The sequence below is a fragment of the Selenomonas timonae genome (assembly GCF_014250475.1).
GTDB lineage: Bacteria > Bacillota > Negativicutes > Selenomonadales > Selenomonadaceae > Centipeda > Centipeda timonae.
In genome coordinates this window covers 1,638,956-1,655,905 of sequence record NZ_CP060204.1, presented here as the reverse complement: position 1 = coordinate 1,655,905, position 16,950 = coordinate 1,638,956, and the positions used below count along the sequence as shown (strand labels likewise).

Genomic DNA, 16,950 nt, shown 5'->3' with positions numbered 1-16,950 from the left:
CTAATGATTCTTTGCAACAAAAAAGAGAGATTCCAGACGTCCAGGTAGAGCGAATGGAATCTCTGTGGTGAGAAATCTTAGTAAAATACTGATAATAAAGTTCAACCTTGCTATTTGAACGCTCTACTACTCCCACTGGAGAATTTTCCACAGAAAATTAAGCGATTAAAATAATAGCTATTTTTCGATAGGAAAGTAGTCTGCCGGAACGGGGGCAAGGATGCCAACGAAAATGAAGTCCTCTGTGCCCGTGTTCTTCATGCCGTGGCACATCCCCTTTGCAGAGACGATGACATCCCCCTTTTCGATAGGGCGTTCCTCGCCGATTGCTGGATAGAAAACGCCCTCACCTTGAATGCAGATCCAGATATCGTCCGCTTTGGCGTGTCCGTGCGGCTTGATTGTTTGCCCCGGCTTTAGCACCCAAACAACCCCGCTCGTCGACTCCGTCGCGTAGATCGGTGTGCGCGTCGCGACATCGCCCGATTTCGCCACTTCGGCGAGACGATAACGGCGTGTCTCGAAATCGTTTGTAATCGCCTTGCTCATCACGTTTTCTCCTCTCGTACAATCATTGGTTGAAATATTCCATGTTATTATAATTCGGTTCGTTGTAAAATGAAGTTGAACAGCTAAACAAAAACAAAATCCATAGTGACATCCCGTGCTATAATGGTTCTGCTACAAAACATCAGCAAAGGAGCACTATGGATTACCCCCATTCTACCACAACGGATGATATTGTCAAGAACAGTTGACAAATTTCTCACAAGGGAATGAACGCTTAAGTAGCTGCGGCAATAGAGTCATAGAACTGACGCCGCTTCACCATCGGAGGAAGCCCCCCGTTTGTTGAACAAATCCGACGGTTGTTCCAATAGCTCATGAAGTATCGCCAAACCAGTACCTTCAACTCTTCGATTGTCATCTTCTTTGTGTCATAGCGTCCATAGAGCAGCTCGGACTTCATGCGCGCCCACATACTCTCACAGCGCGCATTGTCATGACAGCGTCCACCGGCACTGTTCATGCTTTGACGAATCCCATAGGTATGAATTGCCTCCCGATACAGCTGACTCGTATACTGGCTGCCGCGATCCGAGTGCAGGATTGCTCCCCTGAGCTTTGGGTAGGAGAGCATAGCGTTATCCAGCATCCTTACGCATAGAGAAGCCTTCATGTTCGTGTCCATAGACAGTCCGAGCACGCTGGCATCATAACAGTCAAAGAGTGCTGAAATGTAGAGTTTTCCGTCATACGCCGGAATCTTTGTCATGTCAGTGACACACTTGGAAAGAGGTGTGTCGGCAGTAAAATCGCGCCCCATGAGATCCTCTGACATCTGTGCCTTATGATCTGTTTTGGTGATACCGTTCGGTCTATGATTGGGGCGATGACTTAAGCCAATCTCTTCCATAACACGGTAAACAGTTCGTTCACTCGGAATACGGACGCCTTCCGGCTGTTTGATCTTGAGTGCCTGATACATGCGGATTCTTCCGTAGGTGTCGTTGCATTCGTCCTCTGCATGAATCTGCATCATGGCGTCGGCAAGTTCCTGATATTTCCATGGGCGGTCTTTGCTCGTCAAATACTGATAAAATCCCTGTCTCGTGACATGGAGCATCTTGCAGCAGAAGCTGATATTTCCTTTGAGGGCGCCATCTGAGGTCTTGAACGCAATCAACTTCATGCGTTCGTTTTTGTTGACTTCAGACGGCTCGCGGCGAAAAAAGCGCTTGCTTCCTCCAGAAAGTCATTCTCTTTCTTTAGCCGTCGAATTTCCTTCTCCTGTGCTTTGAGTTGTGCACGAAGCTGTACGAGTTCCTCGTGCAGACTTAGGGCACTCTGCGGTGTTTGCGTGCCACACCCAAGATCCAAATATCCAAGCCGATGAGCACGCATCCATGTATACATTGTGTTCTTGGAAATTCCCAGCTCTTTGGCGGCTTTCGCCTGACCGATTTCCTGCGCCAGCTTGATTGCCTGCACCTTAAATTCGTGATCGTATTGTCTGTTTGTTGCCATTTTGATCTCTCCTTCTCCTCTTTGACTTTATCTAAAATCCTTGCAGAGAAGTTGTCAACTTTATTTATACAACATCATGTTATATTTATATTGAACATTGATTGGAGTCATAGAGAAAGGAGGCGGAGGTCATTGTCTTTACGGGAGTTCAAAGACAAATGTGTGGGCGTGCGATGATTGCCCAGGGACAATGGCAACTAGATACGAAAATAACCGCATGGGGCGTATTGAGTATCCTCCTGGTGGCGGCGTGTCTTGTATCTGCGGTGATTGTCGGGCGTGTGTATGCCAAGGCAGAACCGGACGATGAGAAGAGAATACGCGAACTCACCAATCTGATTCTGACCGTACTGACCCAGTTGATGCTCGCAGTGACGATTTCTCGCGTTGATGAAATGCTGCGGCAATGATGTTGCAGAGCTATTCAAAGGAGATGTAAAGCATGTTCAAGAAACTATTGACGTCCATGATGGCACTGGCGGTCTTCGTCCTCGCCGGCTACGGGAGCGCGTCTGCCGAATACACGCATGTATTCCATGCGGTGTACAGCATAGCGGATAACGATTATTCTGACATTTATATTGATTTTGAAGGCATCCAGGAGTCCAAGGAAGAGACGCAGAAGGGGACATGGACGCGGTACATGGTTCCGGTAAAAATGGTCTACCCTCCGGACGGTCGTACCTCCAACCAAAAATATTTCTTTGTATGTGTGGACACCCGTCCGAACATCTGGAATGCGCACAGGACATACGAAAATGACAAGGTCTCATGGTATGACATAGAAAACTGGGATAATGTCAAGGTAGATGATATTGATGCGATAGAAAAAAAGGGGTTAGAGACCGGTCAGGCTACTCCCATCATCTTTACGTGGCAGATATATTTGTCCGGGTGGAACATGCACAATCTCAATACGAACGACCCTGAAGCGGATAAAGACGGTTATAATTATGCAAATGTCCATGCAAACATATTGAAAAAGGTAATCCAGTATAAGGCAGGGATTATTACTGGCAGGGAAGCCGTCACCCAAATATAACGAACAATACCATAAGACAGACCCATCAAAAAGCACGTTTCCCGCGCAGAGGGAGGCGTGCTTTATTTTATGGGTCGTGACCCAGTGTCGCATGCAAAGCATGCGACACAATAAACCACCCGCTATGCGGGTGGAAGCCAAAAGGTTATACCAAAAACACCTTTCCGGGTAGTATACTAAGGTTGTTCAAGCCAGTATACCGAAAGGAAAGGTGCTTATGGCACAGAAAGCTAATAGTTTATCGCACACAAAGCGGTTATGCAAGTATCACATTGTGTTTACGCCTAAATACCGCAGAAAAATCATCTACAACCAGTACGAAGAAAGCATCCGTGACATATTAAAGCAACTTTGTGCGTATAAGGGTGTAGAGATTTTGGAAGGACACTTGATGGTCGACCATGTGCACGTTGGTAAGTATTCCGCCGAAACTTAGTGTATCACAATTTATGGGATATCTCAAAGGGAAAAGTGCGTTAATGATATTTGACAAACACGCCAATTTGAAATACAAATTTGGCAATCGGCACTTTTGGGCAGAAGGATATTACGTGAGTACGGTTGGGTTAAATGAAGCAACCATTCGCAAGTATATCCAAGAGCAAGAAAGTCATGATATCGCGATGGATAAGTTGAGTGTAAAGGAATACGAAGACCCTTTTAAGGGTAGCAAGTAGTACGAACGCCCTTTTAAGGGCGGTGACGAGTCAAGAGCAATCTGGCTTGAACGTAGTGAAGCCAGCGTCTTTAGACGCTGGCTGGTAACTGCCCCTTATAGGGGCGAGCGAACCACCCGTTTGACGGGTGGTCATGATTCGGACGATTACACGTCCTCCATCGTATGGAAAGGTTTGCTGCGCTTGTCGCGTCTCTCCCAATGTTTTTTATTTGATGAGTTGCAGGAAAAGTTTTATCCCTGCGGCTGTTTGCGACGAAATACGTCCCCCGAGCACATTGGGGAGGATATAGTTACCGCCATCCCCCTTCGTGTAGATGCCGTTCCTACCGTCGGTATTGCTTACTTCGATTCTATCGTCCCTGAGGACGCGTAGGATGCCCACGGCGTGTTTTTGTTCGGCTCGTAGAGTGTGAAGATGCCCGTCTCCGTATCGTAGCTGAATACGTCCCCGCCCCCGGCAGTAAACGGAGAACTCGGGTCGATGTAGGATACGATGATGTAGCGCTCCGGCACAATCTCTGTTGGAGGTTTTGGCATCGAAAGAGGTAAACTGAGCATATCCCCGTCCGATATGAGCACATCCTCGATATTCCCTACCTCCCACGCATAGCGTTTCAAGACGTATTCGCCCGTATCCGCAACAGTGAATCGCGTCTCCGGAATATCCCCGTTGTAAAGGGCGGCAGATGCAATACCTCCTGCCGAGAGCAGCAGCAAAGACACAAACGCCCCCGCCATCATGAATATTTTCCATAGTTTCATCAAAAAATATCTTCTTTATTTTTTAGATTCCTAAACTAGAATACAGGAACATCATCTACGGTAAGGCGTCCCTCATCGATACGCGTAATTGCCTGACCGTTTTGACGCGCAAGTATCGCGCGCAGCACATAGGCGGCCTCACCTTGCTCTAATTGGAACGAGTCAACTACCGTCCCCTCGTGTCGTGCAATATACCCGGGGGTGCTGTTCGGCGAGGTCAAAAAACACGACCCCAGCGGTCCATCCGGGTCGCCCGCACGATACCATCCATAAATATAATTCTCAAAAACTTTGTCCCCCAATGTGTTTTCATGGTCTCTTCCCCCAAAACAGCGCCACTCACCGGTCTTGTTGTCATGACGGAAGTCATAATTGAATACCTCCTTAACACCGGGTGATAACCGCATGGTCGCTGCAGAATAGTATGTGTAGTTCTCATCTGCGTGACTTTCAATACCGTCCGTATCTATCGATATTTTGTACGTATCATCATTAATACCGTTCTTATATTTAAAGCTGCGGGTATATTGTCCTACCTCCACCCAGTTCTGCGCGGACGCGACGTTTGTACTCATACCGATGCAAATGACGCTGCAGAGCAGCAGCGCGAAGAGTTTCCCGATTTGTTTCCACATAATGATATCCTCCTTTTACAACTTCCCTACTTGATTGCTACGGCAGTCCGTGCAATCATCTCCGCCATCATAAACTGTATCGCTAGGTCAATCAGAAGACTGACAATCTCCCGCAGTCTTAGCTCAGCCTTTGGCTGAACCTTGGGATACAGACATCGAATCACGGCTACTGCGACGGCGACAAGAACGACCAGTATCCCCGCAAGCGCGATATAGCCAAGTGCAGGATCTCCACTCTGTTTGGCAATGCAGGTACTAATCTCAAGTACCGTCGGAAAGCAGTACAAAACGATCCCCACAAAAAGCGCGACAAGAGCTTTCAGAGCCATCTTGCTCTCTATGCACTCTAATATCTTCAACATGCATCCTCCTTTCGTGATATTATTCCCCCCCCCCCCGTGGATTTTCCTGCCTATTCTAAAAATATTTTTTTCTCACCGGAGATAGGTCCGCACAAAAAAACCGCCGCATGTGCGCTCTGAAGTGGTAAAGGTTTGCTGCACCATGAAGTTGCCTCTCTCTCGTTGTGTTGCTGTTTTCCTCTATTGTAATATTTCGGAGCTCAATCGTGCACAAAAGAATTTTTCAGTGTTTCCTTTAGCAACAAAAACCCGAGAGATTCCACACACCGAATGCAACCAGTGGCTTTCTCTCGGGCAAAATATTGAGGAACAAGCGATCTTCTCTTATGCCCCTGTTGACCCTGCCAATCGTTCAACTTCTTCCTGAGACAACTGTGTTGCTTCAGCAATCTGGGAAAGTGTGAGTTTCCCCAAAGCAATTAAAGCCGTCGCCGTTCGACGAGCCGATTCCATACGCCCCTCTTCCAATTTCTTCTCTCCGAATTTCTCCATCAGTTCGCACATGGTATGTACCCCCTCTGCTTCTGCCTTAAAGTAATCCGCTCTTTTGGCAAGTTCCTTATAATTCATCTTGTTTGGATTCTCGCAGAAAAAATCCTGCATCAACCGTCCGAGTGGCGTATCATCACGGTTTGCACCATTGACGTAGAGGATATGCGCCCCATCATCAAACGGTCGCTGAAGCTCTTGGATGATTCGCTCCACATGGTACAGCGGACAACCCGCTCCATAGATGTCGTTTTCCGTGATGAAGATCACCCATGTTTCTGGCAGTTTGGAAAAATCCTCTCCTTTTGCCAATGCACGCGAGTCCATCATGCTGCTGTTGTATCGCGCCCGACGCGAGATCGCTCCTTCGTTTGCACGCTGCACCTCGCAGTCGTAGAGCTTCCCCTCGCTGTCTTCTGCCAACACGTCGAAACGCACGCCGCGACCATAGAGATTGTCCGCGCTCTGCTGCGTGACAACATGTTTGACAATGAGATCATCTCGTCCAAAAAAGATACGTAGCAGGAGCTGCATTCCCTCGGTATAGTTGTCAAAGCACACGTTGAAAAACGTATCGTCAATCAGACGAAATTTCTGAATCAGTACGCCATATTCCGCAGGAATGTCCTTCTTGATAATTTTCACTGCCTCGCTATCCTCCTCACCTTGTTCTACTATCATAGTATGCACTACGGCAAAGATTGTCAAGGCTGAAAATTTCAGCAAAACATCCATGGGTGTCAAAAATCCGAGTCGTAAAAATGCTCGTGAAGTCAGTTCCCATAAGGCTTCATGAACTCTGACATCTTTCCTTTCGAGTGCGCCATAGGGGTGTCAAACGCTTTGACACCCCTGCCAGTTGGTCGAACTTCCATCGAGCAAAAAATCGCTGAACAACGTCAAAAATCATGGGGCTTCCAGACTAGGAAATCTCTGAAATCCCTTGTAACTGGGGATTTACGCCGCATAGCGGCGATTTCCTTTGTATCATTTTCACGCATTAGACATCTCCGCGCGTGTCGAACGTCCAGATGTTCTCCTTCTCGAAGTAAATCTCTACACCGTTTTCCTTGAGCTTACGGACATTCTGCAGCGAGTCCACGGTGTTTCTTGCGAAACGGCTGACAGACTTTGTGATGATGAGGTCGATCTTGCCGGCAAGGGCATCCTCGATCATCTGGTTGAACCCGTCACGCTTCTTTGTGTTGGTGCCGCTGATGCCCTCGTCCGAATACATACCGACGAAATCCCAGTCTGCACGGCTCTCGATGTAGTTCTTGTAATGCGCCATCTGCATTTCGTAACTGGAAGCCTGTTCTTCATGATCGGTCGAAACTCTGGCATATCCTGCCGTTCTGCGCCGCCTTGGTTCTGCCGTAACCTCAGAACGAAAGATTTTAGGGCTTGCCGGGATTACCCGCACTGTCTTTGCCATCGGTAGGCACCTCCTTCTTTGAGTTGAAATATGACCTCATCGTCGGATATGATGATCCGCTCGACGTTCTGCACAATCTTGCCCTCGTAGCCATTGCAAAAGAAGGATGCCGCAGCTTCCCTCAGCTCGGATTCGGGCAATCTCCTCAGTTGGCACTTTGTGCGTGGCTGACTGCAAGACCACACCTTAGTTCCCTTCGTCCATGTATCCCGCTCACACTTGCTGCCGCAGGAAGTACAGTAGACTTTGTTCGTAAAGGGATTACTGCCGCGCTGCCCGTTGTAGATGCGGGCAGTCTTTTTTATGCGTCCGTTGACAAGATGGAAGTCGATTCGATCACCGTGAATGACGATCTTGGACACCTTTCGCCGAAGTTTTGTGGCATCGAAATCTTCCTTCTCCATGACGTCTCTGACCGCAGCCACAAGCTCCTCTTCCCTGATTGGACGGCTGTCACAGGATTCCCTACCTTTCCGCTCTCTTGTGTTGCAGCCCCATCGCCTGTACTTCCCAGCGGTTCTTCTGCTGAAGCCGCTGCCGCAGCATCCGCATTTCACCATTCCGGAAAACGGAAGAAGAACAGGATTCCGATTGGCCGCCCCTTCGGCTCTCCGTTTCCGTATCTCCTGCACCTTGTCGAAATCTTCCTTTGACACCAGAGGCTCGAACACTCCATCCACCAGATAAAGCGGCAGTTCGCCTTTATTCCGTTTGCGGATATGCCCCTCGCTGATGTAGTTCTTCTGCAGTGCCATTGTGCCCGTATAGGAGATGTTGGAGAGGATGTCCTTTACTGTGGTCTGCTCGATTGGTCTCCCCTGCCGCCCCGTGATTCCACGTCCCGCGAGTATCTTTGAGATGGCGTATGCGGATTCTCCTGCAAGGTATCTGCGGTAAATCTCCTTGACGATCTCGCCCTCTGCTTGGATAATGCGGAACATCTCACCGTCCCATCGGTAGCCGTACGGTGCTTTATGCCCGTTCGGGATCCCCTGTGCGAACCGCCTCCGCACGCCCCATCGGATGTTGTCGCCGATGCTTCTGCTCTCTTCTTGAGCAAAGGATGCAAGCAGCGTCAAGAGCAGCTCTCCGTCCTCGGATGTGGAATCAATGTTCTCGCGTTCGAAGCGGACGGCAATCCCCTTCTCTTTCAGCCGTCGAACGGTATGAAGGCAATCCACTGTATCTCTGGCAAAACGACTGATGCTTTTAACGAGCACCAAATCAATCTTCCCGGCGTTGCAGTCGGCGATCAGCCGCTTGAACTCCGTCCGATGCGTGGTGCTTGTGCCTGTGATACCTTCATCCGCATACACGCCTGCGTATTCCCATGCGGGATTTTTCTGGATGAGACTGCTGTAGTAACTGACCTGCGCCGCAAGAGAGTGATGAAGCGCATCCACAGAAACACGGGCGTATGCAGCCACACGCAGCTTTTTCTGCAATGTCTGAGTTTGTTGGACTCTTCGTATCTTCATGGTGCTCCCTCCTTTCCAGTCCCATATTCCCGTACTATCCGCACGATAGCAAGTCAATATCCGAAAATAAAAGCCCAATAACGGGACGATATTTCTCGCGCATTTTCGCTTCAAACGCAAGATACTCGTCCTCTGACAAAAGTCCGCTCTGCAGCATTTTCCATGAAGCACGCATCACCATCTGATACGTCATTTCCCGAAGACCATCTTCCTTGCTCATTTCAACATCTCCCTTCATGGAACAGCAGACAAAAACGGCTCTTTTGGTCACCCTTACAGGCATAAAAATAACCCGACGGTAAGCCGCCGGGCGTTGAGGTTAAACGAATTATTTATTTTGAAGGCTGTGCATTATGTCCTGCAATTTCTGCGGAATGGGAAGCCCCATCCGCGCTGCGTTCTCGATGATCGAGATCCCTTCATTCGAGATGTAGAAGAAGATCACGGCGGAACGCAAAACACAGCCGCTGCCGATGATGTGGGTATCGAGGACATTCGCCACGCCGACAAGGGTGAAGATGCAGACTTTCTTGCAGATTCCCTTGAAGCCGATCGCACTGGACAACTTCTTCTCCACAATCGCACGGAGAACACCTGTAACGTAATCCGTCGCGACAAATGCGACAAGTGCATAGAGCAGATCGTCGAAGCTGCCAAGAAACTCTCCGACCACGATACCAATGCCTGCCGCATAAAGACGTATGGTAAGAATATGATCCATGCTAAACACCTCCTGCTTTTTTCCATTTCCCGAGATGATTCATCCTGCGCAGACGGTAGTTATAGCATCCACGCAGCAGCTGCGTAAGCTGACCGGCTTTCCATAAATATAAGGGCGATCCCGTGCTGACCAGATATTTCCCCTGTCCCAGTGGGCAGAGACTTGTACGGGCAGTTGGATTCGTTTCCAGTTCCATAAGCAGCTCATCCTTTGCACTGTAAATCTTTGAAATATACTTTTTCCCGGAGATAAGATAATCCAGATTTGCAGGAAAGCGCATATACATTCCATCATGGAGCGGATAGCGGACACTGTAATCCGGTGCGCTCCATCTGCTTTCCGAAGTATGGGATTCCCCTGTAACAGAGTCTCTTGACGTTGTTTTGGTTTTCTCCATCCAAGGCTCAAGATTGCTGCCATCGAAGAACACATAACGGTCTGTGCTGACATGGCTTCCGTTTTCCCCATGCTCTGATATGGAGTGCCATATCATCACTTTGAAGTTCCCAGCTTTATCCACCCGCCCGCCTTCTGTTTGACAGCTATAGAGGTCAGTGGGACCGGATACGGCGGGAGCACCAAACATCTGCACAAGATCGTATGAGGCAATAATCTCTCCGTTGCGTTTGACAGAGAGAACACTGTCACGCTGATCTGCCCCGATGAGCGGGAACACGAGAACATTTACAGCTTCGAGGGTATAGAGATTTCCCCGTTCATCCATTTCGGCATCGAGCATTCCATAGCCTGAGACATACGCGAAGTGGCGGCTGCTGTTGACCATACATATATCCTCTTGGGAAAAGCCGAGCGGATGGATCTTTCCTTTTGCGTAGTACGAATGGAGCATCTGGTTTTTTTGATCCTTCCACTTTATTTGGAGGAGCGGTATGCCGGAAAGAACATTCGTCGGAACATAGCAGCTGCCACCCTCGGATTCATGTCCGTAGACGCATCGACCATCCGTCCAGATCCATTCGCCCTCCCGAACGGAGCGATTCCCAATGCAGGTAAGCCACGATCCGTCAGCAAGCACCCGATTCCCGCTCACAGCTTTTACTATCGCTCTGTGCATAAGCTCACGCTCCTACGATAACGGCGGTACCGCCCTTTGAAATCTGTACCCACACCAAACTGCCATCTGACGTATTGCAGTCCACTGCGGCACGGAAGGGGTAGGATCGCTCGCCGATATGAACACGTCCATTCTGAATCCTGCCGCGCTGTGCCTGTGACTCAACCACCTTCGAGTTCTTTATCCCCACCCGTATTGCTGCCGCAAGTCCAAGAATGCCATTCATCCGTACCACCTCACCATCTTGATCGTCTGCCGCAAAAGGCGCGGCGTGAGTTCCACCGTGTTCGACTGCAGGAAGTATTCGTGTCCCTCGAATCGGATTCGCTCAGTGAAATCGACGATGTGGTCAATGTCGGGAACGCCGTTTTGAATCCGTGCGCGAATTTCCACCGTAACTGTTTCCTGCGTTTTGCGGTTGAGCCACTCTATTTCTCGTGTCAAGGCACGCAGATAGTCCGTACCCACAACGGGAAACTCGGTGTCGATGAGGGAAGAATACGGAAGCTCATCATCGCTCGCGTAACTTGCACCAAGGCTGAGATTCGACTGCTCGACGGTGAACTGACTCGCCTTGCCGCCGGGTTTTCCCTGCGAGAGGGAGCTTCCTTCGAGCACGCCATCGACATAAACCGTGGTCGCATACCATCCGTAGCCGAGCGGCGCGTGATAGGTGATACGCTCCGTTCCTTTCTCACGGCTCCAATCCTCCCATTCATATTCCGTGTGCTTCTTCCCATCATTGACCGCCTCGGTGGTACGTTCCCATTCCTTAAAGAGATATACGTCGCGCCCCGTGGAGGCGTAAGCATAATCCGTGCGGCTTGTAGAACCATCCACGTTGTGCGTGCGTTTTTCGGCAAGATATTCGCCATCGTAGATATAGGTACTGTAGCCGTTCTCATTTGTCTCACGGACGAGAAAGCCGTTGGAGTAAGTGCGGCTGATCTCTTTGAAGGAAATCGTACCCGTGAAGGGAACGGGTACAGTGTCCTCCTCGTTGTGCGCTCCGTTTGAATCGTTGTGAGAGCCGTGCCAGACGGAACGAACGAGTTTCCGTTCGATGGTCGGCTGCGCGTGCGGCCAGTTCGTAATATCGACCACGGATTCCTCCATGCCGCGCTGAATGATGTGGAGCGTATCTCCACGAATAAAGACGTTGATCTGCTGCTGCGGCAGTTTCGCTGTCCAGCCGAAGATCGCGGAGATGAAGTCATGATACGTCATTCCACTCCCCTCGAAGTTCTGCGATGGCGTGAAATCATCGGTTAGACGGTGTAATTTCAAACCAAGTGCCGCCGCAATCTCGGCAGCATAGCGTGATACCTTTGCCCGCTCGACGTAGATATGGATGGGCGTGTAGAGGAGAGTGTCCTTACTGTACGTCCCCTTGACGGACTGCACGATGCCGCGCTGACTTGTTTCCTCCACGAGAAAACGGAAGGCATAATCCATCACCCGTCCTTCTACACACGCGCCGATGGGGAGCGGATTCACCGTTTCGAGTTGAATGTTATCCGAGAGACTGAGTTCGCCGAGCGTCACGGAGAACGAGCGAATCCCCCGCTCCTTGAACTCTGCATAGGTCAGTGTATGAGGAATCTCGATTTTCGTGTCTGCAACGATGCATGACTGTTTGACAAGAGTCCGCTTCGTATCTACGAGAACCGTACCACAGCGGCCAATGCGCCGCTCTGTGTCGCCCATTACTGTGATTTTCTTAACGATCCGAATATCGCGCAGGGTATCTGCACGCATGGCGATGGATGTGTTGAGACGGCGCGACGTATCTCCGCGCACCTGCACGGATTGACGGAATACGGGAATCACCGTGGCGTATATGATTGGTTTTAGGTGAATACGTCCCATCGGCAGCCATGCGATGCAGACGGCGGGTTTCAGCTTGATGCTCATGTCCCCGCTCTCCATCCGAACTGCCGTCCCGTGAGTTCTGCAACGATCATAGAGACAGTGCGCGTGTCCATAACGGTGGAATTCGGATTCTGCTCTACAATGTGCCTTCCGTATTCCGTAACATTCCCGCCACTCTTTTCAAGTGCCGTCAGAGCACACAATCCCTCTGCCGTGCGGTAGGCGGGATTGCCGAGAAGAGAAATCCCCGTCACACGCGAGTCCGCGCCATACTGCGCGGATAGAGCGACAACATCCACCGTTTGCAGAATCTCCTGATTCGCAGCCATCGCCTCATAGCTTCCATCGCTGCAGTCGGTCATATCCGTCTGTGTCGCTTGGACGGGCAGTATGATAACCTGTTCCCGTGGGCTGATCTCCTCATCCGAGAGGATGAGGTTCGAGATGAGAATGTCTTCGGTTCTGCTGTAAACCGTTATGGTCTTTTCACTGGAACTGTAGGCGTACCAAAAAGAGCAGTCCTGCTTGTTGCAAACCTCGCGTTCGTTCAGGAGTGCCCGAAAGATACCGTCATGGTTCTGCCCCGGTTTGACATGAAACCACAAAGTATTGACTGCATTTGCGCGAATGCTGTCGGAAGTGGCAATGGTATCGTTATTGTTATTCCCCTTCATGCGCCACCTGCTCCAGGACGTTTCCGCGCTAACGATGATGTAGCCTCCAATCGCAAGGGTAAGTTTGGCGCGGTCTGCATTCTCCGGTGCTTTGAAGTACAGATCCAGTTTCCCGTAAAGCTCTGTGGGGAATTCTGAAATCGTCAGACCTTTATCACTGGTCGGCTGCCAGAAGGATATGCCCGTCTTACTGTACTGCTCCCCTGTTACCGTCGTGCCACCACCAACTGAGAGCAGCTCCGCATAGCCCGGATTGATGTATTTGAATGCCATACGAACCTCCTCAATTCGACACAAGCAGCCCCTCTGCCTGAATGTCCACGCTCACATCCTGCTGCGGCGGCTCATCTGCACTACTGAGTGCCTTGACCCAGAAGACGGTATTCGTATCGCCGACATTGGATAATGAGATACTGTCTTTCCACTCGGCGGACTCCAATGCGGTCTCGGCAGTGTATTTGTTATCCGTCGCGGCTTTCCACTTATCCGCATGATCGCCGACGAATTTGATTGTCAAAACTCCGTCGATATGGAAGCCGCTCTCGCACCGCACGGCACACTTGACGGCTTTCTGCTCACCCTTGCCCGCATCGAGCAGGACGGAGATGGGCGCAAGTTCCGTGCCGGAGCTGACCTCCGTCCCATCCTTGCTGCCCTCTGTCGGATTGTTCATATAGATATGCAAGAGTTCTGCCATTGTCACACCCTCCAAAATTCCAGAGACAGTTTATATACCTTCGGGAAATGAGCCACGTACTCGTAGGACTTCACCACAACACGCACAGAGGGCAGGAGATTCCCGCCCTCGTCCGTTACGGACACCATCGCGCGGCTGTCCCAGTATCCCTTGATTTTCTCCCAGTCAGCAGCAGTCACAACAACGGCGCAGGAAATACGGTCGCCCTCTGGGATATGCCCGAAATCCTGCACGACCACGCCGCCAACAATTTCGAGAAGTTGCTGACGGTCGTCGGGAACAATCTGCCAGTTCTCGACACTCAGCGTTTTGACCTCACCAATGTGAATATGAATTGGAATCACCTCCAAGTGCGTTCTCGACGGCAGGGCGAATGCGGTCGGCAACATGATCGGCAAGCATACGCATTCCCTCGTTGTCCTCCGTGACGGCGTTCTCGATTTGCACCTGTATGTGAATCTGACGGTTGTCTGTCATGGATGGAGCAGTCTGACCGCTGTTCCGCGCGTCGGATGCGGAAGAAACGCCTTGCACCTGCCGCCCGAGTTCCGACATCATCCCCGCATAGGAGAACTCCTGTCCATTGACACGAATGCGTGAATTGTCCTCACGCTTCTCGGGAGCGAAATTCGGCAGGAGATTCTCCATCGCCCATTTACGCCCGGACTGAAACTGCTGCAAGAGTTCCGGTGTCAGCCCCAAGTCCTCCGCTGTGAACTTATTCTTCTTGCGAAGATACTCCATCAGCCCGACTTGCCCGGACTGCTTGAATACCTTCAGCTCCTCTTTCTGGGAGCGGAGGACTTCCAGCGCGGCGTTGCGCTTGGCATCGAGTTTCTGCTTCTCTGCCCAACGTGTCGCCTCGACCTCATCCAGACCTTTCTGTACCCACGCATCCTTCTCGCGCTCAATCTCTGCAAGGCGATTTTCGAGTTCCGTTTTCCAGATCGAGTCAATATTGGAAGCGACATCACGCTCCCACTGCTCCATGACACGCGCCTTGCTCTCACTGAGCCAGTTCTGCGTGTGTACCTCATCCAAGCCCTTCTGGCGAAAGGCATCGGCTTCACGAACGATGGAGTCCAGCTTGTTTTGGAGATCCGTCTTGTAAAGCGCATCCGCCTTGTCCACAACGTCCCGCTGAAAGTCAGCGTAGATTTTCGCTTCCTTCGCAAGACGGTATTCGTCGATCAGATGCGGATCTGCGCCCTTCTGGAAGGATTCGAAGGCTTCGCGATCCAGAGCGTGTAGAGTGTTCTGGATGTCCGTGTGTGTCAGTGTATATAAATTGTCCGTCAGCTGTGCGGTCGCCTTTGCAGATTCACTGACCGTCTTTGCGGCATCCTTCTCAGCTGCCGCACGGATTTTCGCAGCTTTGGCATTCTGCTCCTGCGCTTTGGCGTTCTTCTCCGCTTCGGCACGCGCCTTCTCCTCTGCCGCAGCCTTTTCTTTTGCGAGTTTCTGCTGTTCCAGATATTGCTTGTATTCGTCCCCATAGAGAGCGTCGAGAACCGTACCGCCGAGGAACGGAACAGCAATCAGCGGAGATGCCACAGGATGATTCTTCATGAGCCACGAATTCGCTTCTGCGTGTTCATTGACCGTATGAATCTGTTCCCCAACAAAGCCCGCAAGTTCTGCAACGGTCTTGAGAGCTTCGCCCCATCCGAGCACGGCATCTTTGATCTCGTCCTTGTTGTCGCGAATCGTTTCAACAAGAGACTCGAAGCCGTCATTGATCTCCGGCATGAGTTCTTCGGCGGCAGGAAGGAGTGCCGCGCCGAGGGCAAGTTTCAGCTGTCCCGCCTCCATCTCCATTTCGCGCCATTTGAGATACGTCTCGTGCGCCTGTGCCGGGTCAAGCAATCCCGTGGTCTTGACCTGCGAGGAAATGGTCATCAGATCGTCATACTGTTCGAGAATCGGAATGAGCGCCGTACCACGCGCACCGAGCACTTCTGCGGTATACGCTTCCTCCATCCCCGCTTCGCTTGCGGTCTTGTATCCCTTGGCAAGCTGCGCCAGCTGCTCATTGAGTGGCAGGAGATTCCCCTGTTGGTCTTTGAGGGCAATCCCGAAACGAGAGAGGGCGCGAGAGGTGTCATTCCCGCTCTCCCCCGTAGCAGATACCTGCTTGTCCAGACGTGCAATCAGAGGAATGACACTCTTGATGTCCGTATCTGCAAGCTGAAACACCTGATTGAGTGTCGCCGCCTCACCTGCGGACACATGAAGACGCTGCGTGAGCTTGTAGACGTTCTCGCCAGCAAGCATCGCGTCTTTCGTGATATTAAACAGTCCCGCGCCTGTTGCGGCGACTGCCATGACCGCAGCCATCTTCGCGGAGAGTATATTGAATCCGCTCGTGAGATTCTTGACACCCGCCTGTGCCGCCGTCATGCCCGCTGAGATGCGCCCACCGAGCGTGCCGGAGAGGACGGCGCTCTCTTTGAGCCGTGCATTCAGTTTCCGCACCTCGGCTTCGGTCTGTGCGACGGTTCGTTGCTGACGCAGGAGATTGCTCTCCGCACGGCGATAGGATGCGCTGTCCACGCCATCATTCTTCTTTGCGGATTGGAGGACAGCGGCAAGAATCTGTTCTTTCTGCCGCTGAATATCCAGTTCGCGATTGATCGCCTGGTGGCGCACCTTGATCTTGTCTAGCTCCGTGCCCACACCGTCGAGTTTGGCAAGGTCAGCATCCAGTTTGAGGTGAATGTTGTTTGCCTTGCCGTTCAGCCGTGCGATGGAATCCGAGACGGTCTTGCCCGCCGTGTCGAAATCCAGCTGCAGCTGTGCAATGTTGAGACCGATGTCGAGATAGAGTTCATCAATCTTTTGTCCGCGCTTTGCCACTCTATCCCCTCCCTACATCACGTCGTCAATAAATCGCTCGGACGATCTTTCTTCGCAGATCGCCGTCACCACAAGCTGATCGAGCAGGAATCCAATCTCATGTGAATCAACCTCGTGCATCGTCCATCCATAGGTGGACTGCAGC

General features: G+C 51.0%; 20 protein-coding genes and 2 pseudogenes. 3 read left to right on the top strand and 19 right to left on the bottom strand.

Annotated elements, in window-relative coordinates:
- Positions 1-177: 177 nt before the first annotated feature.
- The 3 genes from H1B31_RS07945 to H1B31_RS07935 all read right to left on the bottom strand — a co-directional run bounded on the left by H1B31_RS07945 (position 178) and on the right by H1B31_RS07935 (position 2,028).
- Positions 178-549 (bottom strand): cupin domain-containing protein, encoded by a 372-nt coding sequence (locus H1B31_RS07945; RefSeq protein ID WP_006696188.1) that lies wholly within the window; start codon positions 547-549, stop codon positions 178-180.
- Between the two features lie 235 nt (positions 550-784).
- Positions 785-1,693, bottom strand: coding sequence for an IS3 family transposase (locus H1B31_RS07940; protein ID WP_006696189.1), 909 nt, complete (start codon positions 1,691-1,693; stop codon positions 785-787).
- Positions 1,690-2,028, bottom strand: a complete 339-nt coding sequence (locus H1B31_RS07935; RefSeq protein ID WP_006696190.1) for a transposase — start codon at positions 2,026-2,028, stop codon at positions 1,690-1,692. Before H1B31_RS07935 ends, H1B31_RS07940 begins: the two co-directional genes overlap by 4 nt.
- A gap of 227 nt (positions 2,029-2,255) precedes the next feature.
- On the opposite strand from H1B31_RS07935, the gene H1B31_RS07930 reads away from it, so the two are divergent.
- The 3 genes and pseudogenes from H1B31_RS07930 to tnpA all read left to right on the top strand — a co-directional run bounded on the left by H1B31_RS07930 (position 2,256) and on the right by tnpA (position 3,747).
- Complete coding sequence (locus H1B31_RS07930; protein WP_185979920.1) at positions 2,256-2,438, top strand: hypothetical protein; 183 nt, start codon at positions 2,256-2,258, stop codon at positions 2,436-2,438.
- A gap of 32 nt (positions 2,439-2,470) precedes the next feature.
- Complete coding sequence (locus H1B31_RS07925) at positions 2,471-3,070, top strand: hypothetical protein (protein ID WP_185979919.1); 600 nt, start codon at positions 2,471-2,473, stop codon at positions 3,068-3,070.
- A gap of 217 nt (positions 3,071-3,287) precedes the next feature.
- A pseudogene (gene tnpA, locus H1B31_RS07920) lies at positions 3,288-3,747 on the top strand (IS200/IS605 family transposase).
- 341 nt (positions 3,748-4,088) lie between these two features.
- On the opposite strand, the gene H1B31_RS07915 reads toward tnpA, so the two are convergent.
- From H1B31_RS07915 to H1B31_RS11545, 16 genes and pseudogenes are all read right to left on the bottom strand, one after another.
- Positions 4,089-4,511: a hypothetical protein gene (locus H1B31_RS07915; protein ID WP_185979918.1), complete on the bottom strand. Its 423-nt coding sequence runs from the start codon at positions 4,509-4,511 to the stop codon at positions 4,089-4,091.
- A gap of 35 nt (positions 4,512-4,546) precedes the next feature.
- A complete protein-coding gene (locus tag H1B31_RS07910) occupies positions 4,547-5,146 on the bottom strand; it encodes a hypothetical protein (RefSeq protein WP_185979917.1) in 600 nt (199 codons plus the stop codon).
- A gap of 26 nt (positions 5,147-5,172) precedes the next feature.
- Positions 5,173-5,508: a hypothetical protein gene (locus tag H1B31_RS07905; protein WP_185979916.1), complete on the bottom strand. Its 336-nt coding sequence runs from the start codon at positions 5,506-5,508 to the stop codon at positions 5,173-5,175.
- 324 nt (positions 5,509-5,832) lie between these two features.
- Positions 5,833-6,642 carry a PD-(D/E)XK nuclease family transposase gene (locus H1B31_RS07900; RefSeq protein WP_185979915.1) on the bottom strand — a complete coding sequence of 270 codons (810 nt, stop codon included), beginning with the start codon at positions 6,640-6,642 and terminating at the stop codon, positions 5,833-5,835.
- A 358-nt stretch (positions 6,643-7,000) separates the two neighbouring features.
- Positions 7,001-7,432: pseudogene (locus tag H1B31_RS07895) on the bottom strand (recombinase family protein); the annotation flags it as partial.
- On the bottom strand, positions 7,411-8,910 hold the full coding sequence (locus H1B31_RS07890; protein ID WP_185979914.1) for a recombinase family protein: 1,500 nt from the start codon (positions 8,908-8,910) through the stop codon (positions 7,411-7,413). The gene H1B31_RS07890 and the pseudogene H1B31_RS07895, both read right to left, overlap by 22 nt.
- 34 nt (positions 8,911-8,944) lie before the next feature.
- Entirely contained in the window at positions 8,945-9,130 is a 186-nt protein-coding gene (locus H1B31_RS07885) for an SHOCT domain-containing protein (RefSeq protein WP_039980751.1), read from the bottom strand.
- A gap of 108 nt (positions 9,131-9,238) precedes the next feature.
- Positions 9,239-9,631, bottom strand: a complete 393-nt coding sequence (locus H1B31_RS07880; RefSeq protein WP_185979913.1) for a phage holin family protein — start codon at positions 9,629-9,631, stop codon at positions 9,239-9,241.
- A 1-nt stretch (position 9,632) separates the two neighbouring features.
- Entirely contained in the window at positions 9,633-10,415 is a 783-nt protein-coding gene (locus tag H1B31_RS07875) for a hypothetical protein (protein ID WP_226372089.1), read from the bottom strand.
- A 295-nt stretch (positions 10,416-10,710) separates the two neighbouring features.
- Positions 10,711-10,932, bottom strand: a complete 222-nt coding sequence (locus H1B31_RS07870) for a hypothetical protein (RefSeq protein WP_006696200.1) — start codon at positions 10,930-10,932, stop codon at positions 10,711-10,713.
- The gene (locus tag H1B31_RS07865) at positions 10,929-12,620 is read right to left on the bottom strand and encodes a hypothetical protein (RefSeq protein WP_006696201.1); all 1,692 of its coding nucleotides are present in this window, start codon (positions 12,618-12,620) and stop codon (positions 10,929-10,931) included. The genes H1B31_RS07870 and H1B31_RS07865 overlap by 4 nt, the downstream gene beginning before the upstream one ends.
- Positions 12,617-13,525 carry a hypothetical protein gene (locus tag H1B31_RS07860; protein WP_006696202.1) on the bottom strand — a complete coding sequence of 303 codons (909 nt, stop codon included), beginning with the start codon at positions 13,523-13,525 and terminating at the stop codon, positions 12,617-12,619. The genes H1B31_RS07865 and H1B31_RS07860 overlap by 4 nt, the downstream gene beginning before the upstream one ends.
- 10 nt (positions 13,526-13,535) lie before the next feature.
- A complete protein-coding gene (locus tag H1B31_RS07855; RefSeq protein WP_006696203.1) occupies positions 13,536-13,949 on the bottom strand; it encodes a hypothetical protein in 414 nt (137 codons plus the stop codon).
- 2 nt (positions 13,950-13,951) lie between these two features.
- Positions 13,952-14,293 (bottom strand): hypothetical protein, encoded by a 342-nt coding sequence (locus H1B31_RS07850; RefSeq protein ID WP_050796224.1) that lies wholly within the window; start codon positions 14,291-14,293, stop codon positions 13,952-13,954.
- Positions 14,265-16,805, bottom strand: a complete 2,541-nt coding sequence (locus tag H1B31_RS07845; RefSeq protein ID WP_185979911.1) for a hypothetical protein — start codon at positions 16,803-16,805, stop codon at positions 14,265-14,267. Before H1B31_RS07845 ends, H1B31_RS07850 begins: the two co-directional genes overlap by 29 nt.
- Before the next feature lie 12 nt (positions 16,806-16,817).
- Positions 16,818-16,925 (bottom strand): tRNA isopentenyl-2-thiomethyl-A-37 hydroxylase MiaE, encoded by a 108-nt coding sequence (locus H1B31_RS11545; RefSeq protein ID WP_273079213.1) that lies wholly within the window; start codon positions 16,923-16,925, stop codon positions 16,818-16,820.
- Between the last annotated feature and the right edge of the window lie 25 nt (positions 16,926-16,950).